The 26357-nt window shown below is 70.7% G+C and carries 23 protein-coding genes and 1 pseudogene; 16 read left to right on the forward strand and 8 right to left on the reverse strand.

Translation table 11 applies throughout. The annotated features are described in order from the left end of the window. Positions 1–46: 46 nt before the first annotated feature. From OG242_RS20320 to OG242_RS20335, 4 genes are read left to right on the forward strand one after another with little or no spacing between them, the layout of a single operon-like run. Positions 47–1396, forward strand: a complete 1350-nt coding sequence (locus tag OG242_RS20320) for a DUF6716 putative glycosyltransferase (protein ID WP_405899511.1) — start codon at positions 47–49, stop codon at positions 1394–1396. 32 nt (positions 1397–1428) lie between these two features. Further along, a complete protein-coding gene (locus OG242_RS20325; protein ID WP_405899512.1) occupies positions 1429–2661 on the forward strand; it encodes a cytidylyltransferase domain-containing protein in 1233 nt (410 codons plus the stop codon). A gap of 11 nt (positions 2662–2672) precedes the next feature. Further along, positions 2673–3608 carry an N-acetylneuraminate synthase family protein gene (locus OG242_RS20330; RefSeq protein ID WP_405899513.1) on the forward strand — a complete coding sequence of 312 codons (936 nt, stop codon included), beginning with the start codon at positions 2673–2675 and terminating at the stop codon, positions 3606–3608. 11 nt (positions 3609–3619) lie between these two features. Then, a complete protein-coding gene (locus OG242_RS20335; protein WP_405899514.1) occupies positions 3620–4678 on the forward strand; it encodes a hypothetical protein in 1059 nt (352 codons plus the stop codon). A gap of 21 nt (positions 4679–4699) precedes the next feature. Here OG242_RS20335 and OG242_RS20340 read toward each other — a convergent pair whose 3' ends face one another. Together OG242_RS20340 and OG242_RS20345 are read right to left on the reverse strand one after the other, a co-directional pair. Continuing rightward, complete coding sequence (locus OG242_RS20340; RefSeq protein ID WP_405899515.1) at positions 4700–5074, reverse strand: type II toxin-antitoxin system VapC family toxin; 375 nt, start codon at positions 5072–5074, stop codon at positions 4700–4702. Beyond that, positions 5074–5316: a type II toxin-antitoxin system Phd/YefM family antitoxin gene (locus OG242_RS20345; RefSeq protein WP_405899516.1), complete on the reverse strand. Its 243-nt coding sequence runs from the start codon at positions 5314–5316 to the stop codon at positions 5074–5076. The genes OG242_RS20340 and OG242_RS20345 overlap by 1 nt, the downstream gene beginning before the upstream one ends. A 232-nt stretch (positions 5317–5548) precedes the next feature. Between OG242_RS20345 and OG242_RS20350 the strand changes: the two genes are divergently transcribed. The 9 genes from OG242_RS20350 to OG242_RS20390 all read left to right on the forward strand — a co-directional run bounded on the left by OG242_RS20350 (position 5549) and on the right by OG242_RS20390 (position 15202). Beyond that, a complete protein-coding gene (locus tag OG242_RS20350; RefSeq protein ID WP_405899517.1) occupies positions 5549–6157 on the forward strand; it encodes a hypothetical protein in 609 nt (202 codons plus the stop codon). Between the two features lie 161 nt (positions 6158–6318). After that, positions 6319–7548, forward strand: coding sequence for an amidohydrolase (locus OG242_RS20355; RefSeq protein ID WP_405901669.1), 1230 nt, complete (start codon positions 6319–6321; stop codon positions 7546–7548). A gap of 138 nt (positions 7549–7686) precedes the next feature. Beyond that, entirely contained in the window at positions 7687–8727 is a 1041-nt protein-coding gene (locus OG242_RS20360; RefSeq protein ID WP_405899518.1) for a BMP family protein, read from the forward strand. 310 nt (positions 8728–9037) lie between these two features. Beyond that, a complete protein-coding gene (locus OG242_RS20365; protein WP_405899519.1) occupies positions 9038–10621 on the forward strand; it encodes an ABC transporter ATP-binding protein in 1584 nt (527 codons plus the stop codon). Continuing rightward, a complete protein-coding gene (locus OG242_RS20370; protein WP_405899520.1) occupies positions 10618–11733 on the forward strand; it encodes an ABC transporter permease in 1116 nt (371 codons plus the stop codon). The genes OG242_RS20365 and OG242_RS20370 overlap by 4 nt, the downstream gene beginning before the upstream one ends. After that, positions 11730–13019, forward strand: coding sequence for an ABC transporter permease (locus OG242_RS20375; RefSeq protein WP_405899521.1), 1290 nt, complete (start codon positions 11730–11732; stop codon positions 13017–13019). The genes OG242_RS20370 and OG242_RS20375 overlap by 4 nt, the downstream gene beginning before the upstream one ends. Then, positions 13016–13420: a cytidine deaminase gene (locus tag OG242_RS20380; protein ID WP_405899522.1), complete on the forward strand. Its 405-nt coding sequence runs from the start codon at positions 13016–13018 to the stop codon at positions 13418–13420. The genes OG242_RS20375 and OG242_RS20380 overlap by 4 nt, the downstream gene beginning before the upstream one ends. Positions 13421–13535: 115 nt before the next feature. Continuing rightward, positions 13536–14813, forward strand: coding sequence for a thymidine phosphorylase (locus OG242_RS20385; RefSeq protein ID WP_405899523.1), 1278 nt, complete (start codon positions 13536–13538; stop codon positions 14811–14813). Between the two features lie 44 nt (positions 14814–14857). Further along, on the forward strand, positions 14858–15202 hold the full coding sequence (locus OG242_RS20390) for an STAS domain-containing protein (protein ID WP_405899524.1): 345 nt from the start codon (positions 14858–14860) through the stop codon (positions 15200–15202). 25 nt (positions 15203–15227) lie between these two features. On the opposite strand, the gene OG242_RS20395 is transcribed toward OG242_RS20390, so the two are convergent. From OG242_RS20395 to OG242_RS20410, 4 genes and pseudogenes are all read right to left on the reverse strand, one after another. Continuing rightward, positions 15228–16247 (reverse strand): sigma-70 family RNA polymerase sigma factor, encoded by a 1020-nt coding sequence (locus tag OG242_RS20395; protein ID WP_405899525.1) that lies wholly within the window; start codon positions 16245–16247, stop codon positions 15228–15230. A gap of 102 nt (positions 16248–16349) precedes the next feature. Continuing rightward, the gene (locus OG242_RS20400; protein ID WP_405899526.1) at positions 16350–17066 is read right to left on the reverse strand and encodes a L,D-transpeptidase family protein; all 717 of its coding nucleotides are present in this window, start codon (positions 17064–17066) and stop codon (positions 16350–16352) included. Positions 17067–17161: 95 nt separating this feature from the next. Beyond that, a pseudogene (gene tnpB / locus OG242_RS20405) lies at positions 17162–18499 on the reverse strand (IS607 family element RNA-guided endonuclease TnpB); the annotation flags it as partial. A 460-nt stretch (positions 18500–18959) separates the two neighbouring features. Continuing rightward, positions 18960–20252, reverse strand: coding sequence for an MFS transporter (locus OG242_RS20410; protein WP_405899527.1), 1293 nt, complete (start codon positions 20250–20252; stop codon positions 18960–18962). A 63-nt stretch (positions 20253–20315) separates the two neighbouring features. Here OG242_RS20410 and OG242_RS20415 point away from each other — a divergent pair, with 63 nt between their 5' ends. Beyond that, complete coding sequence (locus tag OG242_RS20415) at positions 20316–21266, forward strand: LysR family transcriptional regulator (RefSeq protein WP_405899528.1); 951 nt, start codon at positions 20316–20318, stop codon at positions 21264–21266. 203 nt (positions 21267–21469) lie between these two features. On the opposite strand, the gene OG242_RS20420 is transcribed toward OG242_RS20415, so the two are convergent. Together OG242_RS20420 and OG242_RS20425 are read right to left on the reverse strand one after the other, a co-directional pair. Beyond that, complete coding sequence (locus OG242_RS20420; RefSeq protein WP_405899529.1) at positions 21470–21667, reverse strand: DUF397 domain-containing protein; 198 nt, start codon at positions 21665–21667, stop codon at positions 21470–21472. After that, on the reverse strand, positions 21664–22512 hold the full coding sequence (locus OG242_RS20425; protein ID WP_405899530.1) for a helix-turn-helix domain-containing protein: 849 nt from the start codon (positions 22510–22512) through the stop codon (positions 21664–21666). The genes OG242_RS20420 and OG242_RS20425 overlap by 4 nt, the downstream gene beginning before the upstream one ends. A 144-nt stretch (positions 22513–22656) precedes the next feature. Here OG242_RS20425 and OG242_RS20430 point away from each other — a divergent pair, with 144 nt between their 5' ends. Continuing rightward, positions 22657–23121, forward strand: coding sequence for an ATP-binding protein (locus tag OG242_RS20430; protein ID WP_405899531.1), 465 nt, complete (start codon positions 22657–22659; stop codon positions 23119–23121). 319 nt (positions 23122–23440) lie between these two features. Continuing rightward, positions 23441–26335, forward strand: coding sequence for a CRISPR-associated helicase Cas3' (gene cas3, locus OG242_RS20435; RefSeq protein WP_405899532.1), 2895 nt, complete (start codon positions 23441–23443; stop codon positions 26333–26335). Positions 26336–26357 lie beyond the last annotated feature (22 nt).

A 26357-nucleotide genomic window follows, 5' to 3' on the forward strand; every position in this document is an offset into this window, starting at 1 on the left:
CGTCACGTTGGGCCGCGAATCCCAATGCCTTCCTAAATTCGAAGGCGTGCCACGACGTACCGAAAAGACGACCGCCCTCAGGGCAGCCGTGATCGCCGACTCCGACACCCGGTGGAAGTGGGGCGCGCTCACCGCGCGCCGCCTCACCGCCCCCGTGTCCGGGGCGCCCGCACAGCGGGTGGAGATCAGCGGGCTGCTCCTGCGCGGCCGGGCGACCCCCACCCCCCGCCAGCTCGCCGAGGTCGGCGACGTGGGGATCGACGCCGACCGGGTCCGCGAGGTCACCGCCGTCGAGTTCCTGCACGCCGTACGGGACGAGGGGTACGACGTCGTCGTCCTCGCCCTCGTCGGCGGCGCCGTCCAGGCCATGCTGCACGGCATCGCCGCGCTCCGGCTGCCCACGAGGCCCGTCCTCGTCACCGGCTACGTCGGCGTCGTCTACGAGAAGCTCACCGACGGGCTCCTGCTGCGGCACGGCGCCGACGTCGTCCTCGCCAACTCCCGCCACGACGCCGAGCGTTTCCGCGCGGTGTACGAGGGAGTGGGCGCCGACGCCTCGGCCGTCACGGAGGCCGCCCTCCCGTTCCTCGGCGGCGACCCGTACCGGCCCGAACCCGGCCGCGACACCCTGGTGTTCGCCGCCCAGCCCTCCGTACCGGAGAACCGCGCCGACCGGACGTACCTGCTGCGCAGGCTCGTCGAGCACGCCCGGCTGCACCCTGGCCGCGAGGTCCTGCTGAAGCTGCGCTCCAAGCCCGGCGAGCACACCACGCACATCGAGGAACTGCCCTACCAGAAGCTGGCCGAACGGATCCCCGGCGGCCTCCCGTCCAACCTCCGCCTGGTCTACGGGCACATGGGCGAGGTCCTGGACCGCACCGACCTCCTCGTCACCGTCTCCTCCACGGCCGCCCTGGAGGCCCTGCACCGCCGCATCCCCACCGCCGTCCTCACCGACCTCGGGGTGCGCGAGGCGCTCGGCAACCACCACTTCACCGGCTCCGGGCTGCTCACCTCCTTCGACCACCTGGACGCCGGCGCACGCCCCCGGCCCGACCCCGCGTGGCTGGCCGGTCAGGGCGTCGCCGCCGACGGCAGCTACGCCACGGCCTACGACACCGCCCGCGCCCGGGTCACCGCACTGCTGGCCCGGGGCCGGCTGGACGACCCGGCGCCCTACTACACGCCCGCCACCGCCCCCGGCTACCTCCCCGGCATCCTCGCCCGCCACCACCTGGCCCCCGACGGCCACCCGCTGCCCGGCGCCACCGCGCCCCGCGAGGCCGGCCGGGTCAGGACGGCGGTGCGCGAGGCGGTCCGGGACGCGGCCCGGGGCGCGTACCGGCACGGCGTCCAGCGCGTCGCCCCGGTCGTCCGGCGGATGGGCGAGCTGTGAACACCACCTCCGAGCCACTCACTGGAGCACCGATGAACCGACCCACCGTGCTCGCCGTGATCCCCGCGCGCGGCGGCTCCAAGGGCGTACCCGCCAAGAACCTCGCCAGGGTCGGCGGCGTCCCGCTCGTCGCCCGTGCCGTCCGCGCCTGCCTGGCCTCCGGCGAGGTCACCGACGTCGTGGTGACGACCGACGCCCCCGCCGTCGCCGAAGCGGCCCGCGCGGCGGCCGAAGCACTCGGCGAGGGCGCCCGGCTGCACTGCGTACAGCGCCCCGAGAACATCGCCGGCGACACCGCGACCAGCGAAGCCGCCGTGCTGCACGCCCTCGACGCCTACGAGGCCACGCGGGACCGCGCCGTCGACGTCGTCCTGCTCGTCCAGTGCACCAGCCCCTTCCTGACCCGCGAGGACATCGACGGGGTCGCCGCGGCCGTCGCCCGCGAGGGCGCCGACACCGCCGTCACCGTCGCCCCCTTCCACGGCTTCCTGTGGCGCGACGGCACCGAGGTCGAGGACCACAACTACGGCGTCAACCACGACAAGCGGGTCCGCCCCCGCCGCCAGGACCGCCCCGAGGACCTCCTCGAAACGGGCGCCGCCTACGCCATGGACGCCGCCGGCTTCCGCACCCACCGCCACCGCTTCTTCGGCCACACCGCGCTGGTGCGCACCGACCCGGCCCGCGTCCTGGAGATCGACGACCCGCACGACCTGGCCCGCGCCCGCGCGCTCGCCCCGATCGTCGACCCGGCCCCGCTGCCCACCCGCGACGACGTGGACGCCGTCGTCCTCGACTTCGACGGCACCCAGACCGACGACCGGGTCCTCGTCGACGCCGACGGCCGCGAGACCGTCGCCGTGCACCGGGGCGACGGGCTCGGCATCGCCGCCCTGCGCAAGGCGGGCATCCCGCTGCTGATCCTCTCCACGGAACAGAACCCCGTCGTCGCCGCCCGCGCCCACAAACTGCGCGTGCCCGTCCTGCACGGCGTCGACCGCAAGGACCTCGCGCTCAAGCAGTGGTGCGACGAGCAGTCCCTCGCACCCGAACGCGTCATGTACGTCGGCAACGACGTCAACGACCTCCCCTGCTTCGCGCTCGCCGGCTGGCCCGTCGCCGTCGCGAGCGCCCACGACTCGGTACGCGCCGCGGCGCGCGCCGTGACGACCACCCCCGGCGGCTCCGGCGCCATCCGCGAGATCGCGGCCTGGCTCCTGGGCCCCACCCTCACCACGGCCCCCACCTCAGTCCCCACCGAGTAAGGAACACCCTCATGAGCACCTCCCGCCTGCGCACCCTCGGCAACCGCACCGCCGGCCCCGGCAACCCCGTCTACATCACCGGCGAGATCGGCATCAACCACAACGGCGACCTCGACAACGCCCTCGCACTGATCGACGTGGCCGCCGAAGCCGGCTGCGACGCCGTCAAGTTCCAGAAGCGCACCCCGGAGATCTGCACCCCGCGCGACCAGTGGGACATCGAGCGCGACACCCCCTGGGGCCGCATGACGTACATCGACTACCGCCACCGCGTCGAGTTCGGCGAGAGCGAGTACCGGGCCATCTCCGAGCACTGCGCCGAGCGCGGCATCGACTGGTTCGCCTCCCCGTGGGACACCGAGGCCGTCGCCTTCCTGGAGAAGTTCGACGTCCCCGCCCACAAGGTGGCCTCCGCCTCGCTCACCGACGACGAGCTGCTGCGCACCCTGCGCGCCACCGGCCGCACGGTGATCCTCTCCACCGGCATGTCCACCCCGCGCCAGATCCGGCACGCCGTCGAGGTGCTCGGCTCCGACAACATCCTGCTCTGCCACGCCACCTCCACGTACCCGGCGAAGGCCGAGGAGCTGAACCTGCGGGTCATCCACACCCTCCAGCAGGAGTACCCCAACGTCCCGATCGGCTACAGCGGCCACGAGACCGGCCTCCAGACCACCCTCGCCGCCGTCGCCCTCGGCGCCGCGTTCGTCGAGCGCCACATCACCCTGGACCGCGCCATGTGGGGCTCCGACCAGGCCGCGTCCGTCGAACCGCAGGGCCTCACCCGCCTCGTCCGCGACATCCGCACCATCGAGGCCTCCCTCGGTGACGGCGTCAAGAAGGTGTACGAGTCCGAGCTCGGCCCGATGAAGAAGCTCCGCCGGGTCCCGGGCGTCGTGGCGGAGAGCGACGCGGCGGCCCCGGCCGCCGAGCCGGTCGCGGTCTGACGGGCCGGCCGGTGAACCTCGCCTTCGTCGAGAGCCCGGTCCAGCTCCTGAACGTCCTGGAGTGGGCCGTCACCGAGGGAGGCGGCGGGCGCGTCCTCACGGACGTCACCGTCGTCGTCCTCCCCCCGGTCGACCCGATGTCGCGCGGTCAGCTGCGCCGGATGGCGGAGCTGGCCCGCGACGAGGGCATGACCGTGCGCTGGCAGGAGGCGCGCGGCGACTCGGGCACCCCCGTGAAGTCGCTGCGCGCCCTCACCCGGCTCGTCCGCAACGCCGACCACATCGTCATCGGCGACCCGTTCTCGCGGTACGTACAGCTGCTGCTGTCGCTCGTACGCCCCCGCCGCCTCACCGTGGTCGACGACGGCACCGCCACCATGGAGTTCGTCGCCCAGCTCACCCGGGGCGAGCGCCTGGTGCGGTGGCACCGGCGCGGCGGCTTCGACCCGCGCGGCCTGGCCCTGGCCCCGGTGACGGCCACCGCGCGGCGCCGGTTCACCCCCTCGGCGGCGCGCGAGGTCGAGCTGTTCACCGCCATGCCCGTGATCCCGCCGCCCGGCGTCACCCTGATCCCGAACACCTTCTCCTGGACCCGGACCCGCTTCGGTCCGCCCACGCTCACCAAGGGCGCGGACCTGGTCGGCACCTCGCTGGTCGAGACGGGCGTGGTGGACCGGGCCCGCTACCTGGAGGCCGTCGGCGCCCTCGCCCGTACGCACGGCGCCACCCGCTACTTCGCCCACCGCCGCGAGTCCACCGAGAAGCTGCACGCCCTGGAGGCGGCCACAGGCCTGGAGATCGTCCGCCCCGACCTCCCTCTGGAGCTCATCGCCCGCCGCGGCCCCATCGGCCGTACGGTCCTGAGCTTCCCGTCCACCGTGGTCCACACCCTGCCCCTCGCGCTGGCCGGCACCGAGGTGAAGGTCGCGGTCTGCGACATCGCCCCGGAATGGCTCCACGAGACGGCGTCCCCGCGGGCGCAGGGCTTCCTGAGCGGGGTCACTGAGACCGCCCGGGACGTCCACCGCCTGGCGCCGTGGCGGGTTCCGGCGGTGACGTCGGAGGCGTGAGGGGACGGGGCGACGTCCTGGTCAGACGGGCATGACCCGGACGTCGTAGGAGGGGATCCACTTGTCGCGGGTCAGGATGGTCATCCCCTCGGTCTGTGCCTGCGCGATCAGTATCCGGTCGAAGGGATCGCGGTGGTGCTCGGGCAGCCTGCCCGCCCGGACGCCGTGTCCCGCAGTGACCGGGAGCGAGGTGAACTGGCTGTCCCGCACCCGTTCCGCGAGGTCCGTCGGTCCGTCGAGCTTCCCGAGGGACTGCTTGATCGAGATCTCCCACGGAGTGACCGCGCTGACGAAGACCGACGGCTCCGTGTCCAGCAGGTGCTTGACCTCCTCGGTGAGCTCGGGGGAGTCGCCGAGCCACCACAGGACGACGTGGGTGTCGAGCAGCATCTTCATCAGCGCATCCCGAAGGCGTCGGCCACGTCGTCAGGCAGCTCGTCGAAGTCGTGGCCGATGCTGATCTGCCCGCGCAGCGAGCCCCGCCCGGTCCGGGCCACCCGGGCCCTCAGCGGTACCACCTTCGCCACCGGTTCTCCGGCCTTGGAGATGACCACCTCCTCGCCGGTGGCCACCTGCTCCAGGATGCGCGAGAGGTGGGTCTTGGCCTCATGGACGTTGTACTGACGAGCTGCTTCCACGACTGCCTCACGGGGGTGGGTGCGGGAGTGGACTAACCGCTGGACTAAGCATACTCCGTGATGCGTCGCCGTGCTCGGCTCCCGGGTCCGCGTCCGGCGCGGCCGTCGCAGGGGGAGCGGCCAAACCCTGATGCGGTTCGTCTTTGACCCTGGGTACCGCAGGGTTCTTGTCAGGGGCGCTCCAGGGGTGTCCCCGATAGCCGTCGGGCTGGCTGAAGTCGATCATTGAGGCATGCAGACACGGGAATTGACGAAGCCTCAGCGGGCCACCACCATGACCGCCTTCCTCGCAGGCCCGGCCCTGATGGCCGGATACGGAGTGGTGCGGCTCATCGGGCGGGCGGTCGGCGACTACGGGCCCGGTGTGTGGTGGTCGGCGGCGCACGTGCTGTTCCTGGCCGGTGTGCTCGCGTTCGTCCCGGTGTTCCTGGGCCTACGGCTGCCGGCCGGGGAGCGCGGCGGGAGACGGGCCGGCGTCCGGGTGGCGGCCGGGCTCGGGCTGCTGGGGACGGCCGCCGTGGCGGTCCAGGCGGTGATCGACCTGGTGGTGGGGTTCCTCGCGGCGGACGATCAGGCGATGAGCGACATGTTCGAGAAGGTGCAGGACGTGCCCGGTGTGATGCCGGTCGTCTACACGGTGCTGCCGATGCTGTTCTGGCTGGGGCTGCTGGCGCTCGTCACCCTGCTCGCGTTCTTCCGCCGGGGCGAGGTCCCGGGATGGTCCCCGCTGTTGGTGCTGGCCGGGGTCGTGATGATGGCCATGAGCCTGGACCTGCTGGCGCCCGGGGCCCTGTGCATAGGAATGGGGCTCTTCCCGGTGCGCCGGGGGCTGACGGGCTGACGATCGCCTGGTGGGCGGGGCGCGGGGGCCGGGCAGTCTACCCATCCTGTTCGCGTCCCACACGCCGAGACGCGGCCAAATATTCGCCTATGTGGCTGAAGTTTTCTTGTTTCATGGTCAGTTGAGGAGGGAACAGGCTTACCCTTCAAAAGGTGAGCCAGTTGATCTGCCCCGAGTCCGAAGCCGGCCCGTCCCAGGGCGAGAACCTGCCCGGCGCCCTCTCCGACGCCCTGCGCGCGGAGCTGATCGCCTTCCGCAGGGACCTGCACATGCACCCCGAGCTGGGCAATCAGGAGTTCCGCACCACCGCGGCGATCAAGGCCCGGCTGGAGCGCGCAGGCCTCGCCCCACGGGTGCTCGCCTCCGGGACCGGGCTCATCTGCGACGTCGGGACGCGCGGGGAGGACACGCGCCCCATGCTCGCGCTCCGGGCCGACATCGACGCGCTGCCCATCCCGGACACCAAGGCCGGCGTGCCGTACCGCTCCACCGTGCCCGACCGCGCCCACGCCTGCGGCCACGACATCCACACCACCACCGTCCTCGGCGCCGGCCTGGTCCTCGCCGAGCTGGACCGGCAGGGGCTGCTGCCCAACCCGGTGCGGCTGATCTTCCAGCCGGCCGAGGAGGTGCTGCCCGGCGGCGCGCCCGACGCGATCGAGTCCGGGGTCCTGGAGGGCGTCGGCCGGATCATCGGCGTCCACTGCGACCCGAAGGTCGACGTCGGCCGCATCGGCCTCCGGGTCGGCGCGATCACCTCCGCCTGCGACCGTCTCGAGCTCTCCCTGGACGGACCCGGCGGCCACACCGCCCGCCCGCACCTGACCACGGACCTGGTCACCGCCGCCGCCAAGGTCGCCACCGAGGTGCCCGCGCTGCTGGCCCGCCGGGTCGACGCGCGGTCCGGGCTCGCGCTCACCTGGGGGCGGCTGGAGACCGGTCACGCCTGCAACGTCATCCCGCAGCACGCGGAGCTCTCCGGCACGGTCCGCTGCCTGGACCTCAAGGCGTGGCGCGAGGCGCCGGACCTGGTGCACGCCGCGATCGACGAGGTGGCCGGAATGCACCGGGCCAAGACGGTGATCAACTACGTCCGCGGCGTCCCGCCCGTGGTCAACGACGCCGCCGCGATCGACCTCCTGGCCGGCGCGATGTCCGCCCGCCGGGGCCCGTACGCCATCGAGGACACCGAGCAGAGCCTCGGCGGCGAGGACTTCTCCTGGTACCTGGAGCACGTCCCGGGGGCCATGGCGCGCCTCGGGGTCCGCACCCCCGGCGACACGCGCGGACTCGACCTCCACCGGGGCAACTTCGACGTCGACGAGGAGGCGATCACGGTCGGCGTGGAGCTCTTCACCGCTTCCGCGTTGCTCCACGTCAACCATCCGTAACCGGTCAGGTCGCCCCCCGTTCACGACGATCCGGTAACGGCTTCCGTACAGGGCTTTATCTGACATCTACGCGCGTTACGATCGCCGCGAAACCAGCGCCGGAAGAGGCGCTTCGGTCAGGTTTGAAGGAGCCTTCCCTTGCGCCGCGTATCCAAGATCAGCGCCGCGATCGCCGTCACCGCGGCCCTCGCTCTCACCGCCACCGCGTGCGGCGAGTCGTCCGACGAGAGTAGCGGCTCGGACGACGGCAAGATGAAGATCGGCATGGCCTACGACGTCGGCGGCCGTGGCGACAACTCGTTCAACGACTCCGCCGCGCGCGGCCTGGACAAGGCCAAGGCCGAGTTCGGCGCCGAGACGAAGGAGCTCACCGCCAAGACCGGTGAGAGCTCGGCCGACCGCGACCAGCGGCTCCAGTCGCTCGCCGAGGGCGGCTACAACCCGGTCATCGCGATCGGCTTCGCGTACAAGGAGGCGGTCGACAAGATCGCGCCCAAGTACCCGAAGGTCAGCTTCGGCCTGGTCGACTCCGTCTCCGACGCGAAGAACGTCGACAACATCGTCTTCACCGAGGAGCAGGGTTCCTACCTCGCCGGTGTCGCGGCGGCGCTGAAGTCCAAGGACGACAAGGTCGGCTTCATCGGCGGTGTGGACCTTCCGCTGATCAAGAAGTTCGCCGCCGGCTTCCGCCAGGGCGTCCTGGACACCAAGCCCAAGGCCACGGTGCAGATCCAGTACCTGTCCACCGGCTCGGACCTCTCCGGCTTCGGCAGCCCCGACAAGGGCAAGGCCGCCGCCAAGGGCATGCTCGACAAGGGCATCGACGTCATCTTCGCCGCCGCGGGCGGCTCGGGCGCCGGCTCGATCGAGGCCGTCGCCGGGAAGAAGGGCGCCTGGTCCATCGGCGTCGACTCCGACCAGGCCAAGGACCCGGCCCTGGCGAAGTACGCGGACACGATCCTGACCTCGGTCGTCAAGAACGTCGACTCCGGCGTCTTCGACCTGGTCAAGTCGGTCAAGGACGGCAAGCCGATCACCGGCACCCAGACGTACTCGCTGGCCAAGGGCGGCGTCAGCCTGACCCCCACGGGTGACCACCTCAAGGACATCCAGACCCAGCTCGACGAGGCGAAGAAGAAGATCGTCGACGGCACCATCAAGGTCAAGACCACGACCTGATCCACCCGTCGATCGGGGCCCGGACGAGCGGCTTCGGCCGCCCGTCCCGGGCCCCGATTCACGTACCCCCGGCGGGGTGCGGGCCACCTGTGATCAGGTGGCCAACGATTCGGCGACGCTACGCGCGTAGCGTCGGGACTGGGACCGGCCCGGCGCGATACGTTTTCCGCCGCGCCCCGTACGCACTCCCGCGCCCCACGAGCCGCACACCGCTCCACCCGCCGTCCACCGCCTTCCCGTCCTCACCGCCCCCGCCCTCCGCTCCTGCCAAGGAGAGTGCGCCATCAACGCGTCCAGCAGTCCCCATGCCGTGGAGCTCCGCGGCATCACCAAGCGGTTCCCCGGGGTCGTGGCCAACCACGACATCGACATCACCGTGCGCCGCGGCACCGTCCACGCCCTCGTCGGCGAGAACGGCGCCGGCAAGTCCACTCTGATGAAGATCCTGTACGGCATGCAGAAGCCGGACGAGGGCACCATCGCGGTGGACGGCGAACAGGCCTCGTTCTCCAACCCCGGCGACGCCATCGACCGCGGCATCGGCATGGTGCACCAGCACTTCATGCTCGCCGACTACCTCACCGTCCTGGAGAACGTCGTACTCGGCTCCGAGAAGCTGTACGGCATCGGCGACCGGGCCCGCGCCAAGATCCGGGAGATCTCCGACGCGTACGGACTCGGCGTCCGCCCGGACGCCATGGTCGAGGACCTCGGCGTCGCCGACCGCCAGCGCGTGGAGATCCTCAAGGTCCTCTACCGGGGCGCCCGCACCCTGATCCTCGACGAGCCCACCGCCGTCCTCGTGCCGCAGGAGGTCGACGCGCTCTTCGACAACCTGCGCGAGCTCAAGGCCGAGGGCCTGACCGTCATCTTCATCTCGCACAAGCTGGGCGAGGTCCTCTCGGTCGCCGACGAGATCACCGTCATCCGGCGCGGCACCACCGTCGGCACCGCCGACCCTGAGAACACCACGACCAAGCAGCTCGCCGAGCTGATGGTCGGCAGCGAACTGCCCTCCCCGGAGACCCGCGAGTCGACGGTCACCGACACGCCCATGCTCACCGTCGACGGCCTGCGGCTTACCGCGACCGACCCGGACGGCGCCGTGCGCGCCGTGCTCGACGGCATCACCTTCACCATCCACAAGGGCGAGGTCCTGGGCATCGCCGGAGTGGAGGGCAACGGCCAGTCCGAACTGGTCGACGCCATCATGGGCATGCGCACCCCGGACGCCGGCACCCTCACGCTTGACGCCGCGGACATCTCCCGCACCCCGACGCGCAAGCGCCGCGAGGGCGGCATGGCCGTCATCCCCGAGGACCGCCACCGGCACGGGCTCCTCCTGGAGGCCCCGCTCTGGGAGAACCGCATCCTCGGCCACGTCACGGAGCGCCCCAACAGCCGGGGCGCCTTCCTCGACATCAAGGCCGCCCGCACCGACACCGAGCGGATCGTGCGCGAGTACGACGTCCGCACCCCCGGTATCGACGTCACCGCGGCCTCCCTCTCCGGCGGCAACCAGCAGAAGCTGATCGTCGGCCGCGAGATGAGCCACGCGCCGAAGCTGCTGATCGCCGCGCACCCCACCCGGGGCGTGGACGTCGGTGCCCAGGCCCAGATCTGGGACCAGATCCGCGAGGCCCGCAGCGAGGGCCTGGCGGTCCTGCTGATCTCCGCCGACCTGGACGAGCTGATCGGGCTCTCCGACACCCTGCGCGTCATGTACCGCGGCCGCCTGGTCGCGGACGCCGACCCGGCGACCATCACTCCCGAGGAGCTCGGCTCGGCGATGACCGGCGCGGCCAGCGGCCACCTCGAAGCGCCGGAGGAAGGCGGAGCCTCCGCCGCCACGGACGACGACACCGACCCCCGCGAAGGGGGAGAGGACCGATGAAGAAGATCGACAAGGAGCGCCTGCTCCTGGGGATCGCGGCCCCCGTACTCGCGATCGTGGTCGCCTTCCTGGTGACGGCACTCGTGCTCGCCGCCACCGGCAAGGAGCCGTTCAACGCCTTCGGCATCATGTTCGACTACGGCCTGAAGTCGGACAGCCAGGTCTACATCCTGAACAAGGCGACGACGTACTACCTCGCGGGTCTCGCGGTGGCCGTCGGCTTCCGGATGAACCTCTTCAACATCGGCGTCGACGGGCAGTACCGCCTCGCGGCCTTCTTCGCCGCCGCGCTCGGCGGCGCCCTGACCCTGCCCGGCGCCCTGCAGATCCCGCTGATCATCCTCACCGCGATGATCGTCGGCGCCATGTGGGCCGGCATCGCCGGTCTGCTCAAGGTCACCCGGGGCGTCAGCGAGGTCGTCTCGACGATCATGCTGAACTCCATCGCCACCGCGGTCATCGGCTACCTGCTCCAGCAGAACCGCCTCGGCCACCTCGACGAGGCCGGCACCAAGATCTCCACCAAGCCGCTCCCGGAGTCCTCGCACTTCTTCGAGTTCCCGACGACGCCGACACCCGTCTGGGGCTTCATCGTCGTCGCCGTCGCCGCGGGCATCGCGTACTGGTTCACGCTCTCGCGCACCCGCTTCGGCTTCGACCTGCGCACCGTCGGCCAGTCCGACTCCGCCGCCGAGGCCAGCGGTGTCAACGTCCGCCGCATGGTCGTCACCTCGATGCTCATCTCGGGCGCCGTCGCCGGCCTCATCGGCATGCCGACGCTGCTCAACGACAGCCACGAGTTCAGCGGCGACTTCCCGGTGGGCATCGGCTTCACCGGCATCGCCATCGCCCTCCTCGGCCGCAACCACCCCGTCGGCATCGCGCTCGGCGCGCTGCTCTGGGGCTTCCTGGAGCGCGGCACCGGAAAGCTGGAGTTCGAGGGCTACGACAAGGAGATCGTCGGCGTGATCCAGGGCGTCATCGTCCTGTGCGTCGTCATCGCCTACGAAGTCGTCCGCCGCTACGGACTCAAGCGCCAGCAGAGCAAGGTCGGCGCGGAACTCGCCGCACAGGCCGCCCGTAACTCCGACCAGCAGGAGGTGTCGGCGTGACCGCCACGGCGACTTCCACCCCGCCCCCGGCGGCCCCCAAGGTCACCGGCGGCAAGAGCGGCCGTTCCCGCCTCTCGTTCCCCGTCATCCTGCTGATCATCGCGGGCGCCCTGCTCGCGCTGTCCGCCGTGCGCGCCATCACCGGCGCCCAGGACGTCACCTCGGCGGGCCAGATCAGCGCCGCGCTCGCCATGGCCGTGCCGATCGGCCTCGCCGGTCTCGGCGGCCTGTGGTCCGAACGAGCCGGCGTGGTCAACATCGGCCTCGAAGGCATGATGATCCTCGGCACCTTCTTCGGTGCCTGGGCCGGCTGGCAGACCAGCCCCTGGCTCGGCGTACTCGCCGGTGTCGTCGGCGGCATGCTCGGCGGTCTGCTCCACGCGGTCGCGACCATCACCTTCGGCGTCGACCACATCATCTCCGGCATCGCGATCAACATCCTGGCGCTCGGATTCACCACCTACTTCGCCAAGCTGTGGTTCAACACCGGCGACGCGGCTGCCGCGGGTGGCTCACCGAAGCAGTCCCCGCCGGCCGACAAGATCACCTCGGTGACGATTCCCGGCCTCTCGGACTGGCTGCACTCCATCGAGAAGCACCACTGGTTCTTCGTCTCCGACCTGGCCGGCATCCTCGGCGGCCTCGTCACCAACCTCTCGCTGCTGACGATCCTGGCCGTGGTCCTGTTCATCGGGACCTTCTTCGTCCTGTGGAAGACCGCGTTCGGCCTGCGGCTGCGCTCCTGCGGCGAGAACCCGGTCGCCGCCGAATCGCTCGGCGTCAACGTCTACACGTACAAGTACGCCGCGGTGATCGTCTCCGGCGGGCTCGCCGGGCTCGGCGGCGCCTTCCTCTCCCTGGTCACCTCGCACATCTACAACGAGGGCCAGACCGGCGGGCGCGGTTACATCGGTCTCGCCGCGATGATCTTCGGCAACTGGCGCCCCGGCGGACTGGCCATGGGCGCGGGCCTGTTCGGCTTCGCCGACGCGCTCCAGCTGCGCAACGGCGGCGAGTCCGTCCACGCGCTGCTCCTGCTGCTGTTCGTCGTGCTCGTCGGCCTCGCCGTGTGGAAGCTCTACCGAAGGAGCTGGCTGCAGGGCGTCGTCAGCGCGGTCATCGCGGCCGTCGTCCTGGTCTGGTACCTCGGTACGGACAGCGTGCCCACCGAGTTCGTCAGCGCCACTCCGTACGTCGTCACGCTGCTCGTCCTCTCGCTCTCCGCGCAGCGGCTGCGGATGCCGAAGGCGGACGGCATGCGCTACCGCAAGGGCCAGGGCAAGTGACGCCCCCGCCCTTCACCGAGGCCGACTGGGACGCCCTGCGGACCGCCGCCCGGGACGCCATGTCCCGGGCGTACGCCCCGTACTCCGGCTACCCGGTCGGCGTCGCCGCCCGCGTCGACGACGGCCGTACGATCACCGGCTGCAACGTCGAGAACGCCTCGTACGGGATCGGGCTGTGCGCCGAGTGCGGCCTGGTCTCCCAGCTGCATGCCACGGGCGGCGGCCGGCTGACCCACTTCACCTGCGTGGACGGGGCCGGCGAGAGCCTGGTCCCGTGCGGCCGGTGCCGGCAGCTGCTGTACGAGTTCGGCGGCCCGGAGCTGATCCTGGAGACCCCGGACGGCTTGCGCACCCTGGACGAGATGCTGCCCCAGGCCTTCGGCCCGTCGCACCTCGGCTGAACCCCTCGCCGGGTGGTCCCCTTCCGGGCCCACCCGGCGCCTCTTTCTCCCTCTATGCGCGTAGAGTCATCGGGACCCACGCGTTTGTACGTAACGGCCGGAAGGACGCCAGACCATGGACGCCATCTCCGTCATCCGCACCAAGCGGGACCGCGGCGAGCTGACACCCGAGCAGATCGACTGGGTCATCGACGCGTACACCCGCGGCGAGGTCGCCGACGAGCAGATGTCCGCGCTGGCCATGGCGATCCTGCTGAACGGCATGAACCGTACGGAGATCGCCCGCTGGACCGCCGCCATGATCGCCTCCGGCGAGCGGATGAACTTCGACAGCCTCTCCCGCCCCACCACGGACAAGCACTCCACCGGCGGCGTCGGCGACAAGATCACCCTCCCGCTCGCCCCGCTCGTCGCCGCCTGCGGCGCGGCCGTCCCGCAGCTCAGCGGCCGGGGCCTCGGCCACACCGGCGGCACCCTCGACAAGCTGGAGTCCATCCCCGGCTGGCGCGCCCACCTCTCGAACGCCGAGATGCTGGACGTCCTCGACACCACGGGCGCGGTCATCTGCGCGGCGGGCGACGGCCTCGCCCCCGCCGACAAGAAGCTGTACGCGCTGCGCGACGTCACCGGCACCGTCGAGGCGATCCCGCTCATCGCCAGCTCGATCATGTCCAAGAAGATCGCCGAGGGCACCGGCGCCCTGGTCCTGGACGTCAAGGTCGGCTCCGGCGCCTTCATGAAGACCCTGGACGACGCCCGCGAGCTCGCCTCCACCATGGTCGCCCTCGGCACCGACAGCGGCGTCCGCACGGTCGCCCTGCTCACCGACATGTCCACCCCCCTCGGCCTCACCGCGGGCAACGCCCTCGAGGTCCGCGAGTCCGTCGAGGTCCTGGCCGGCGGCGGCCCCAAGGACGTCATCGACCTCACCCTGGCCCTCGCCCGCGAAATGCTGGACGCGGCCGGCCTCAAGGACGCCGACCCGGAGAAGGCCCTCCGGGACGGCTCCGCCATGGACGTCTGGCGCCGCATGATCTCCGCCCAGGGCGGCGACCCCGACGCCGCGCTCCCGGTCGCCCGCGAGCAGCACGTCATCAAGGCGTCCTCCTCCGGCATCCTGACCCGCCTGGACGCCTACGACATCGGCGTCGCCGCCTGGCGCCTCGGCGCGGGCCGCGCGCGCAAGGAGGACCCGGTCCAGGCCGGTGCCGGCATCGAGCTCCACGCCAAGCCCGGCGACGAGATCACCGACGGCCAGCCGCTGCTGACGCTGCACACGGACACCCCGGAGAAGTTCGACTACGCCCTCAAGGCGCTTCCGGACGCGTACGACATCGAGCCGGCGGGCACCCCGTTCACGGCGACCCCGGTGGTCCGGGAGCGCATCGCCTGATCCCGGTGCGATGACTTTTCGGCGCGCCGCCGGTCTCCTTGGACATGAACCCCGAGCAGCCGGCGGCCGCCGTCGTCCTCCCGGACCACCTCACCCGGGCCGATGTACCCCGCCTCTGCGCCGAACTGCGAACAGCCCTGGCCGCCGCGCCGACGGCAACGGCGCACTGCGACGTGAGCGCCGCCGTCCACCCGGACCTGACCACGATCGAGGCCCTGGCCCGACTGTCCCTCACAGCCCGCAGAGCGAACGGCCGCGAACTGCGGCTACGCGGAACACCCCCTGAACTGCGGGCGCTGCTGGAGCTGGTGGGGTTGGGGGAGATGGCGGGGGCACCGCCGGGACGAGTCGTCCCGGCTCCCGCGCATCAGCGCCCCGCCACCGAGTAGCCGCGCGCCCGCACCACGCCCCGCCTCACACCGCATCCGCCTCCAGCCGCTCCGGCAGCCCGAACAGCGGGAACCACCGCGGCGTGTCCAGGAAGCAGTGCATGCCCGTGATCGCGCCGTCCGAGATGTCGATGACCTGGACCGCCCACGGGACGAAGCCGGGGCCCTCCGGGTTCGGCTTGTAGTGGGCGAAGGCCGGGGTGCCGTTGGCGGAGGTCGCGATCAGGCGGGAGCCGGCGCAGCCCGCGCCCAGGGACGTCATGAAGCCGGTGATGTCCTCGTGGCCCTGGAGCCAGAGGTCGAACGGCGGCATCGTCATCACCGCGTCCTCGTGGAGCAGGGCGGTCAGGGCCTTCATGTCGTAGCCCTCGAACGCCGCCACGTACCGCTCAAGGAGCTTCGTCTGCTCCTCGTCCAGCGGGTTCGCCGCGTCGGCGGCCACGGTCTCCTGGTCGGTCAGCGTGGCCCGGGCGCGCTGGAGAGCGCTGTTGACCGAGGCGACCGAGGTGTCGAGCAGCTCCGCGACCTCCGCGGCCTTCCACGCCAGGACCTCGCGCAGGATCAGCACGGCCCGCTGCTTCGGCGGCAGGTGCTGGAGCGCCGCGACGAACGCCAGCCGTACCGATTCACGCGCCACCGCGGCCTCCGCCGGGTCGTCGGTCGTCGGGAGGATGCGGCCGTCCGGCATGGGCTCCAGCCAGGTGTTCTCCGGCAGCGGGTTGAGCGCGGCCTGTGCGAGCGGCGTCGGCCCGGTCAGGTCGACCGGCCGGGCCCGCTTCTTGCCCGCGTTCAGCATGTCCAGGCAGACGTTGGTCGCGATGCGGTACAGCCAGGACCGCAGCGAGGACCGGCCCTCGAACTTGTCGAAGCTCCGCCAGGCCCGCACCAGCGTGTCCTGGACGGCGTCCTCCGCCTCGAAGGCCGAGCCGAGCATCCGGTAGCAGTAACCGGTCAGCTCGACCCGGTGTCCTTCCAGGCGGCTGTCGATATCGCCCGACGGGCGGGTCCCCGTACCGGACCCCGCCGCCGCTGCCAGTTCACTCATTGCCCGCTCCACCCCTGTCGTGCTGTGACACCGCTCACTTCACGTAGCACTTCGGAAGCTACCGCAGGGCACTGACAACGGGGCGGGAAGAGCGGAAACCGGTCAGGTCCCGAGCTTGCGGCCGTACACGTAGACGTCGTCGCCGTTCTTCAACAGGTTCCAGTATGACTTCGCGTCCGCGGTGCGCATGTTGACGCAGCCGTGCGACCCCGGCGGGTTCCACATCTTCACGCCGACCGCGTGGAACGCCTGCCCGCCGTCGAAGAACTGCGAGTACGGCATGGCCACGTGGTAGATCGACGACACGTGGTTCTTGTGGCGCCAGTAGATCTTCTTCGCGCCGGTCCGCGTCTCGTACTTGTCCCGCCCGGTCCGCACCGGGACCGGCCCGAACTTCAGCTTCTTGCCGTCCTGGATCCAGCTGATCTGCCGCGTCAGGTCGACGCACGCGATGCGCCCCTTGTTGGTGGGGCACTTCCCGGCCTTGTTCGGGTTCTTGCCGGCCGCCTTCTGCGCGGTGAGCGTCTGCATCGTGCGCCACGTGACGGGTCCCGCGTAGCCGATGGTCGGGGTGACCCCGTACGTGCTCTGGAACGACCGGATCTTCTTGCAGTCGGCCGCGGACTGCTTGCCGTCCACCTTCAGGTGCAGGTACTTCTCCACCTGCTTCTGGTACGGGCCCTTGGACGTCGTGCAGGACGCCGCCTGCGCGCTGCCGCCCGTACCGAGGACGAACGCCGGAATCGCGGTCAGACCCGCGACCGACAGAACGAGCCCGCGGCGGACCCATGTGACTGCTATGCCCGATATTTTCCGCATTTCTCACTGACTCCCATGTACGCCAACTCCGTTGCTGCGATCATCAGTAGATCTCGGCAATTCCGACGTTTCTGCCGGAATGGTCCGTGACGGTGTCACCAAAGTGCGAGTTGCGTTTTGGTGTCCTGTTGACGGTCTCCCGTTTCTGTCCCGGCTCTGGGGATTGTGCCACCTGCCCGCCCTGCCCCGACCGTACGGTCGGGGCAGGTGGTGCGGGTCTTGCGGTCGGCTCCACGGGGCTTCGACCTCACCAGATTGGTGGGATCCAGGTCTCCGGCCACTCCGGTACCTGTACTCCGGACGGTGTTGGTGTTGGTGTTGCGGGTTACGAGGGCGAGCAGGTTGTGTCCCGCGTTTGCGTCCCGGTCCACGACGAGTCCGCAGGTGTCGCACTCGAAGACGCGCACATACAGGGGCAGTTTGGCTTTCACTGCGCCACAGCGTGAGCAGGTCTTGGAGGAGGGAAACCATCGGTCGCCCACGACCAGGCGTGTCCCGTGCCGGCGGGTTTTGTATGTGAGCTGTCGCCGGAACTCGCCGAACGCGGCGTCCGCGACCCGGCGCGACAGCCGCCGGTTGCGGCCCATCCCCGCCACGTTCAGGTCCTCGATCACTAGGGCGCCGTACTCGCGGGTGAGGCGGGTGGTCAGCTTGTGGAGGCTGTCCTCGCGCAGGTTCGCCACCCGGTGGTGAACCTTGTTGCGGGCCCGGTTCGCCTTCTCCCACCGCCGTGAGGCCCTCTGCCCGGTGCGGCGGTCGGGGCCCCGGCGGCGTGAGACAACGCGACTGGCACGGCGCAGCTGCTTCTGCGCGTGGTCGAGGTGACGTGGGTTGGGTACCTCGGTCACGGTTCCGTCGCTGTCCGCGAGGACGGCGAGGGTTTTGACGCCCAGGTCGATCCCGACTGCAGCGTCCGGACGGGCGACCCGCACCAGTTCTCTTTGCTGTTCGACCTGGAAGGAGACGAACCAGCGCCCCCGGTCCAACCTGACCGTCGCGGACAGGATTCGCATCGTGCCTGCGTCGATACGGGCGCGCAGGTCGGGGCGGGGCTCGTGGAGGCGGATCGTGCCGATCCTGGGCAGCGTGACATGCCTGCCATCCGCCTCGATGCGGATCGCCCCGGTCGTGAACCTGCACGACGGCCGCGCCTCCCGCTTCGACTTGAAACGCGGAACACCCACCCGTACGCCCTTACGCTTCCCTCTCTTCGACTTCGCGTAGGCGTCGAACGCCGCCGACGCGTTGGCGAGACCGGTGTTGTAGGCCTCCTTGGAGTTCTCCTCCCACCACCCCGAAAACCGCGGATCCACCCGCTTGTTCTCGTTGAACGCCTTCCGCAGAGCGGGCATGGACCACGACCGCCACGGCGTCAGCTTCTCATCGGGAATCCCGTAGGAGGCTTCGGCGGTGCGCTGCCCCCACACTGCGGTGACATGAGCGACCGCCTAGTTGTACGCGGCCCGCGCGGCACCCGCATGCGAGTGCAACCGGGCCACAGCCGCAGAGCCCGGATCCAGCGCCAGCCGGTACGCCGACACGATAAAGCCAGGTCGCGGTGTGAAGTTCTTCACGCACGCCCCCATCGACGCGCCAGCAACAGAGTCACCACATCAGCATATTCACAGAAAATGCCATACAACTACTGAAATAGATAGGAACAGTTGTTCAGCGCTTGCCGCGCGTGCGGCCGCAGCGTCCTGGACCCGGACACCGGCGTCATCTACGGCCGGACCAGCCGGGGCTACGGTGGCGCAGTCCCCGGGTCCACTCGATCGCGACGACGACGCCGAGGGCTACGGCACCGCCCAGTTGTTTACCCCTTCGCGCGCACTGCGGTGATTCCGCCTGCCAGATGTGCGAAGGGGAGCGGTTGGTTGTGCGTCGAATGTCTCAGTTCTGTCCGGGCGCGAGCCGCAGCCGCTCGACCCGCGCGGCGCGCGTCCCGTACAGGGTGACGCTGACGACACCGAGGACCGCGAGCAGTCCCAGCGCGACCGTGCCCGCCCAGCCGCCGGCGTGGAAGGCCACCGCGCCGAGCGTGCCGCCCGCGCTGGAGCCCAGGTAGTACGCCGACTGGTACAGCGCGGACGCCTGGGCGCGGCCCGTGGTGGCCGTACGGCTCACCGAGGACGAGGCGACCGCGTGCCCGGCGAAGAACCCGGCCGTGATCAGCACCAGGCCCAGCAGCACCGCGGCCAGCCGGTCGGCCAGCGAGAGCAGCAGACCGGCGGCCGTGGTCGAGACGGCGAGGTACAGCGCGCCCCGGCGCCCCAGCCGGGCGACGAGCCGCCCCGCGGCGGCGGAGGAGACCGTACCGACCAGGTACACCAGGAAGATCGAACCGACGATGCCCTGCGGCAGGTTGAACGGGGCCTCGACGAGCCGGTAGCCGATGACCGTGTACACGGCGCCGAACACGGTCATGAACAGCGCGCCGATCGCGTACAGCCGGCGCAGCAGCGGATTGGCGAGGTGCGAGCCGACCGTACGCGCGAGCGCCTTCGGGTTCAGCGTCCCGGGGGTGAAGCTGCGGGCGCGCGGGATCATGAGGTGGAAGACGACCGCGCAGGCCAGGGCCAGCACACCGACCGCGCCGACCGCCGCGCGCCAGCCCCACAGCTGCGCGACCCAGCCGGTGAGGATGCGGCCGCTCATCCCGCCGATGCTGTTGCCGGCCACGAACAGCCCGATCGCGGCGACGAGCGCCTTGGGCCGGACCTCTTCCGCCAGGTACGCCATCGCGGAGGCGGGCAGTCCGGCGAGCGCGGCGCCCTGCACGGCGCGCAGCGCGATCAGCGAGCCCAGCGAAGGCGCGAACGGTACGAACAGTCCGACCGTCACCGCGATCACCAGCGAGGCGGTCATCATCTGCCGGCGCCCGAACCGCTCGGACAGCGCGCTCATCGGCAGCACGCACAGGGCCAGCGCGCCGGTCGCCGCGGACACCGTCCAGCTCGCCTGCCCGGCCGTCGCGCCGAAGGACGCGGAGACGGCGGGCAGCAGTGCCTGCGTGGAGTAGAGGAGCGCGAACGTCGCGACACCGGCGGCGAAGAGGGCGAAGCTCATCCGGCGGTAGCCGGGGCGCCCGGGTTCGAGCCGGCCGGCGGTGTCGGTGGTGACGGAGGACGACTGGGTCGAGGCGGCCACGGTGAGGGTGGACGCCCCGGTACTGGCGGGAGGCATGCGACGACGGTAGGCCGCGGCGGATTCATGCGTCCAATGCACAAACAGCGAATAATCAATCCCATGGCGCATCAACGCAGCTCACAGCCCCGGCTGTCACCGAGCAGTTACGAAAAAGACATCCGCGCGGTCCTCGCGCCGCGCCTCGCGTACTTTGAGGCGGTCGCCCGCCACGAACACGTCACCCGCGCCGCGCAGGAGCTGGGCGTCCCGCAGTCCACCCTCTCCCGCGCGATGGTGCGCCTGGAGGACGACCTGGGCGTCGCACTCTTCGCCCGCAAGGGCCGCACGGTCTCCCTCACTCCGGCCGGCCGCACCTTCCTCGGCTCGGCGGAACGTGCCCTCACCGAGGTGGAGAAGGCCGCCGACTCGGTACGCGCCGACGCCGACCCCACCGCGGGCAAGGTGGCCTTCGGCTTCCTCCACACGATGGGCTCCGAGACCGTCCCCGCCCTCATCCGCGCCTTCCGGGCCGACCACCCCCGGGTCCGTTTCCAACTCGTCCAGAACTACGGCGAGGCCATGATCGAACGCCTCCGCGCCGGCGGCCTCGACCTCTGCCTCACCTCCCCGGTCCCGGACGCCCCCGACCTGGTCGCCCGCCGCCTCGACGAACAACGCCTGCGCCTGGTCGTCCCCGAGGACCACCGCCTCGCCACCCGCCGCCGCATCCGCCTCGCCGAAGCGGCCGACGAAACCTTCGTCACCCTCGAACCCGGCTACGGCCTCCGCCGCATCACGGACGACCTCTGCGCGGAGGCCGGCTTCGTCCCGCGCGTCGCCTTCGAGGGCGAAGAGGCGGAGACCCTGCGCGGCCTGGTCGCGGCAGGCCTGGGCGTGGCGCTGCTCCCGCCGCCCGCGGTGGCCCGGCCGGGGGTGGTGGAGCTGACGGTGACGGCGCCGAGAGCGGTGCGCGAGATCGGGGTGGCGTGGCTCGACGGCCACCCGGACACGGCCCCGGTGGCAGCGTTCAAGAAGTTCCTGCTGGGGCGGCGGGGGAGCCTGCTGCCGTAGGGCGCCACGCGGGCGCCGGTGGCCTCAATTCGCCGGATGCCGGCGACTGTTTTCAGCGGGCCATTCCCGCGAGTGCGGGGAGCAGGCCGGGTGCGGTCATCAGTCCACCCGGGCGTAGGGACCATCCCCGCGAGTGCGGGGAGCAGCTGGTGCAGCGGGGAAAGCCCGGGCGGTACGAGGGATCAACCCTGAGGTGGGATGCGCTAGAAGGTACGGACGCTGGAGGCGTACGCGGTGAAGTCCGACCAAGCCGCAGTGGAGGCGGACAAAGAGGGGCGGGTGGTGTCCTTCGAATCACGTACGTGCACTGTGGTGGACCGCAGAGCGATCTCCACGCAGTTGTCACCGTCGCCCCCGCTGTAGCTGCTCTTGAACCAGTTCATGTCTTCAGTGGTGCTCATAGCGCTCCTCGCATCTGTTTCAGCAAACTCACCGTGGCCCGGCAATCCGAGGCCTGTGAACGCAGCTTGCCATAGCGCTGAAGGAAGATGCTCACTTCGCTGGGGGCGCTGATCAGAGCACTTGAGCGGTGTCCTTCGGTGTAGCCGAACCACCTGTTGTCAGGGCTCTCGGCCAGGTACATCTGCCCGTCGACTCCCGCGTGGTCCTCTTGCCGGAGCGGCATGATCTGCACCTCGACGTTGGTGCGCCGCCCGATGTCGAGCAGATGGTCGATGACGGCCCGCGTTACTTCGGGACCGCCAACCTGACGCTCCAGAACGCACTGCTCGATAATGAAGCTGAAGGCTGTGTTCGGGTGTTCGGTCAGGAGTCTCTGCCTCTCCAGCCTGGCTGCAACCTGGCGCTCGATCTGCGTCTCGGTAAGGGGTGGCAGCTGGAGTCCGAACACGGCCTGGATGTATTCCACCGGCTGTAACAGCCCGGGGATGCCCCGGCACTCGTACGCGCAAAGCGTGATCGCCTCCTCTTCGATCCCCGCCCACTGCAGGAACCAGGACGCCAGCCCGGCCCTTCTCCGGAGGCTGCGGGCCGCAGCGGCCAGGACCTTGCCCGCAAGAGGGTCGAGAGCTTCCGCGGCCCGGTCCGGCAGGTCCTCGGGAGGGAACCGCTTACCCTGCTCGATCTTGGCGACGTAAGCGTGCGAGTACCTCACGCGGGGCGCGAACTCCTCCTGAGTGAGACCGGCGGCCTCGCGGAGGGCCTTCAGGACGGCGCCGAACGTCTGCAAGCTGTCCGAGAGTTCGGGCTCACCGGAGGCCCTGGTGCCGTCGTGGTGTGCCGCCATGGCTGCCCCGCCTTTCGAGCGTCGATCAACATCGCCAGGATTACGGAGAGCTACTGACCCTGTCCAGCGAGTCAACTCGTACAGGGTGATCTGTATGGGCGCAGTTCCTGCTGCCGAGGCGGGGTGGGGCGGAAGGCTGTACGCATGACACCGCTCCAGGAGCAACGCCCCGTTGCCGCGAATGTGTTCACTCAGAGGTACTCCGCCACTCGCCGTGGCGCGGTCCTCGCGCGCCGCTTGGCCCTTTGGCAACTCGACGCGTGGGGAATCCCGTACGGCACTTCACTCTCGGACACGGTGGCGCTGCTCGTGGCAGAGCTCGCAGCAAACGCTGTCCTGCACGGGCGCGTGCCGGGACGGGACTTCGAGCTTCGACTGGTGCACACGTCCGAAACCGGCGTCGTGCGGGTTGAGGTGTCCGAGACTCACGACGCCCGCCCGGACCCCTTGCTGGTGTCGCAGCCCGACGCGGATGCGGACTGCGGTCGGGGGCTCCTGATCGTTGATGCGGTGGCCACCTCCTGGGGCGTGAGGGACCGAGTCGGGCCCGGCAAGACGGTTTGGGCCGAAGCGGCGACGACTCTGCCGGCAGCCCCTGGAACGGATTGAGGGCTGTCCTGGCGCGTGCGGGGAGCAGGCAAAGCCTTCCCGGTTCTTCACAGGACTGATGGGACCATCCCCGCGCGTGCGGGGAGCAGACTGCGTGACCTGCGGCTTTACTCGGCGAGGGTCGGGTTTCTGACCACTTTCACGGAATCCGGCATAACGGCCCCAAGCTGCCCATTGGCTCACCAAGTCGCGCAAGTCGAGAGGGCATTTTAGCCGTCAGTCACCCTCGTGATGGAAGCTTCACGTCAACTACCCCTGCACCTATGCAACTTTCATCGTATGAACATCTCGTCTCACCCCCCTCATGTATTCATGATTCATGACCACCGCAAGCCACCCCGGCCTCCGCGCCAGGCTCGCCACCCCCGCCCGCACCGTGTGGGCCAAGCACGACCGGGGCACCGACGGGTGGTTGCCGTTGTGGCGGCACATGGAGGACAGCGCGGCGGTCGCCGGGTTGCTCTGGGACACGTGGTTGCCCGCCAACGTGCGGGCGCTCATCAGCTCGGGGCTCCCCGAAGGGGAGCGTGACGGGCGGCGGCTGGCCGTCTGGCTTGCCGGGGTGCACGACATCGGGAAGGCCACGCCCGCCTTCGCCTGCCAGGTCGATCAGCTCGCCGACTGCATGCGGGACGCCGGGCTGGAGATGCGCTCCGCCAAGGCCCTCGGCCCGGACCGCCGGCTCGCCCCGCACGGGCTCGCCGGCCAGGCGCTGCTCGGGGAGTGGTTGCGGGAGCGGCACGGCTGGGCCGGGAAGCAGGTCGGGCAGCTGACCGTCGTCATCGGTGGGCATCACGGCGTGCCCCCGGAGCCCGGGCAGATCGCCGTGCTGCAGAGGCACGGGCATCTCTTACGCAGCCCCGGCCCCAGCCGCGACGCCTGGCAGCGGGTGCAGGGCGAACTGCTCGACGCGTGTGCGGAGGAGTACCGCGTACAGGACCGGCTGGACGCCTGGCGGGACGTGCGGCTGCCGCAGACCGCGCAGGTACTGCTCACTTCCCTCGTGATCGTCGCCGACTGGATCGCCAGCAACGCCGACCTCTTCCCGTACTTCCCGCAGGACGCAGCCCGCAGTGGTGAGGAACGTGTGGCCGCCGCCTGGCGAGGGCTCGACCTCCCCCGTCCCTGGGCTCCTGAAGAGCCAACCGAGGATGCCCAGCAGCTCATCGGTTCTCGGTTCGGTCTGCCCGAGGGGGCGAAGGCCCGGCCGGTCCAGGAGGCCGCCGTCGAGCTGGCCCGTTCCATGGACGGACCGGGATTGATGGTGATCGAGGCGCCCATGGGCGAGGGCAAGACCGAGGCCGCGCTCGCCGTCGCCGAGATCTTCGCCGCCCTCTCCGGCGCCGGCGGCGTCTTCTTCGCCCTTCCCACCATGGCCACCGGCAACGCGATGTTCCCCCGTCTGCTGGACTGGATCGACCGGCTCCCCTCCACCCGCGGTGCTCAGCACTCCGTACTCCTCGCCCACTCCAAGGCCGCGCTGAACGAGCACTTCGCCGACCTCATGCGCGACAGCGCCCAGCAGATCGTCGCCGTCGACCTCGACGCCCCGAAGACGCCGCACGCCGCATCCGCCGAACTCGTCGCGCATGCCTGGCTGCGGGGACGCAAGAAAGCCATGCTCGCGTCCTTCGTCGCCGGGACCATCGACCAGCTCCTCTTCGCCGGCCTCAAGAGCCGACACCTGGCGATGCGTCACCTCGCCGTGGCAGGGAAGGTCGTCGTCATCGACGAGGCGCACGCGTACGACACGTACATGAGCGTCTATCTGGATCGCGTGCTGGCGTGGCTCGGTGCCTACGGGGTGCCCGTCGTGGTCCTGTCCGCGACCCTTCCCAGCCGAAGGCGGCGCGAACTCGTCGAGGCGTACGCGGGAGCGGCCGCGCGGGACGAGGCGTTCGAGGCGGTGGCCGGGGCCACGGCCTACCCGTTGCTGACCGCCGTGAGGCACGGCGGCTCGCCGGTCATGCGCAACCCCGGCGCCTCCGGGCGCGGCACCGATGTCGTTCTCGAACCGTTCGACGACGACATGGACGCCCTCGTCGAGCGTCTCGCCCACGAACTGGCGGGCGGAGGCTGCGCGCTGGTCGTACGCAACACCGTCAAGCGAGTGCTGGAGACGGCGAAGGCGCTCAGGGCCCGGTTCGGCGACGAGAACGTGACGGTCGCGCACTCGTGCTTCGTCGACGTCGACCGGGCCGTCAAGGACGCGGATCTACTCAAACGCTTCGGGCCTCCCGGCACGGCACGGGGCCGTCCCCCGGGCCCGCACATCGTCGTGGCCAGCCAGGTGGCGGAGCAGTCCCTCGATGTCGACTTCGACCTGCTCGTCAGCGACCTCTGCCCGGTCGACCTCCTGCTCCAGCGCATGGGCCGTCTGCACCGCCACCAACGCGGCGTGGACCAGCGGGACCGTCCCGAGCGGCTTCGTCGTGCCCGCTGTCTGGTCACGGGCGCCGACTGGGATCCCGAGGTGCCTGTGCCCGTACGAGGGTCGGTCGCCGTGTACGGGGCGTATGCGCTCCTGCGGTCCGCCGCAGCCCTTCTGCCGCACCTCGTGCAGGGGGAGGCGCGGGCCGTACGGCTGCCCGACGACATCAGCCCCCTGGTTCAGGCCGCGTACGCGGCCGACACGGACGCGCCCGCCGGCTGGGCGGACGCGTTGACCGCCGCGCGCGAACGCTACGAAGACCACCGCGCCGATCAGTCCGACCGGGCGTCCGTGTTCCGGTTGGGGAAGGTGGGCGCGCCCGGCAAGCCGCTCTTCGGGTGGGTCGCCGCGGGAGTGGGGGACACGGACGACACCCCTGCCGGGCGTGCGCAGGTCCGCGACAGCCGGGAGAACCTGGAGGTCGTCGTGGTGCAGCGGAAGGGCGCCGGGACGTTGACGACCCTTCCGTGGCTCGCTCCCGACCGGTTCGGCAAGGCGCTCGGCGGGCTGGAACTGCCGCGGGACCAGGTGCCGACCCGGCAGGCGGCGAGGGCGGCGGCGAGTTGTGGGCTGAGGCTGCCGATGCAGTTCTCGTACGCCGACGTCATGGAGCGGGCCATCACCGAACTGGAGGAACTGTACGTGCCCGCCTGGCAGATGAAGGACAGCCACTGGCTCTCCGGCCAGCTGATTCTCGCGCTCGACGAGAATTGTCAGACCCACCTGGCAGGCTTTTCCCTGAGCTACAGCGAGAGCGACGGCCTTGAGGTGACCCGTGACTGAGACAGATGAAAACGCGGCCCGC

The organism is Streptomyces sp. NBC_00727 (genome assembly GCF_045161745.1).
Classification (GTDB): domain Bacteria; phylum Actinomycetota; class Actinomycetes; order Streptomycetales; family Streptomycetaceae; genus Streptomyces.

What these genes read in the sequence shown, in the direction of transcription:
- OG242_RS20390 (WP_405899524.1), top strand. Translation starts at nt 14,858, where the DNA reads ATGAACCCCGAGCAGCCGGCGGCCGCCGTCGTCCTCCCGGACCACCTC.
- OG242_RS20410 (WP_405899527.1), bottom strand. Translation starts at nt 20,252, where the DNA reads ATGCCTCCCGCCAGTACCGGGGCGTCCACCCTCACCGTGGCCGCCTCG.
- OG242_RS20385 (WP_405899523.1), top strand. Translation starts at nt 13,536, where the DNA reads ATGGACGCCATCTCCGTCATCCGCACCAAGCGGGACCGCGGCGAGCTG.
- OG242_RS20370 (WP_405899520.1), top strand. Translation starts at nt 10,618, where the DNA reads ATGAAGAAGATCGACAAGGAGCGCCTGCTCCTGGGGATCGCGGCCCCC.
- OG242_RS20415 (WP_405899528.1), top strand. Translation starts at nt 20,316, where the DNA reads ATGGCGCATCAACGCAGCTCACAGCCCCGGCTGTCACCGAGCAGTTAC.
- cas3 (WP_405899532.1), top strand. Translation starts at nt 23,441, where the DNA reads ATGACCACCGCAAGCCACCCCGGCCTCCGCGCCAGGCTCGCCACCCCC.
- OG242_RS20325 (WP_405899512.1), top strand. Translation starts at nt 1,429, where the DNA reads ATGAACCGACCCACCGTGCTCGCCGTGATCCCCGCGCGCGGCGGCTCC.
- OG242_RS20400 (WP_405899526.1), bottom strand. Translation starts at nt 17,066, where the DNA reads ATGCGGAAAATATCGGGCATAGCAGTCACATGGGTCCGCCGCGGGCTC.
- OG242_RS20395 (WP_405899525.1), bottom strand. Translation starts at nt 16,247, where the DNA reads ATGAGTGAACTGGCAGCGGCGGCGGGGTCCGGTACGGGGACCCGCCCG.
- OG242_RS20420 (WP_405899529.1), bottom strand. Translation starts at nt 21,667, where the DNA reads ATGAGCACCACTGAAGACATGAACTGGTTCAAGAGCAGCTACAGCGGG.
- OG242_RS20350 (WP_405899517.1), top strand. Translation starts at nt 5,549, where the DNA reads ATGCAGACACGGGAATTGACGAAGCCTCAGCGGGCCACCACCATGACC.
- OG242_RS20330 (WP_405899513.1), top strand. Translation starts at nt 2,673, where the DNA reads ATGAGCACCTCCCGCCTGCGCACCCTCGGCAACCGCACCGCCGGCCCC.
- OG242_RS20430 (WP_405899531.1), top strand. Translation starts at nt 22,657, where the DNA reads ATGACACCGCTCCAGGAGCAACGCCCCGTTGCCGCGAATGTGTTCACT.
- OG242_RS20340 (WP_405899515.1), bottom strand. Translation starts at nt 5,074, where the DNA reads ATGAAGATGCTGCTCGACACCCACGTCGTCCTGTGGTGGCTCGGCGAC.
- OG242_RS20425 (WP_405899530.1), bottom strand. Translation starts at nt 22,512, where the DNA reads ATGGCGGCACACCACGACGGCACCAGGGCCTCCGGTGAGCCCGAACTC.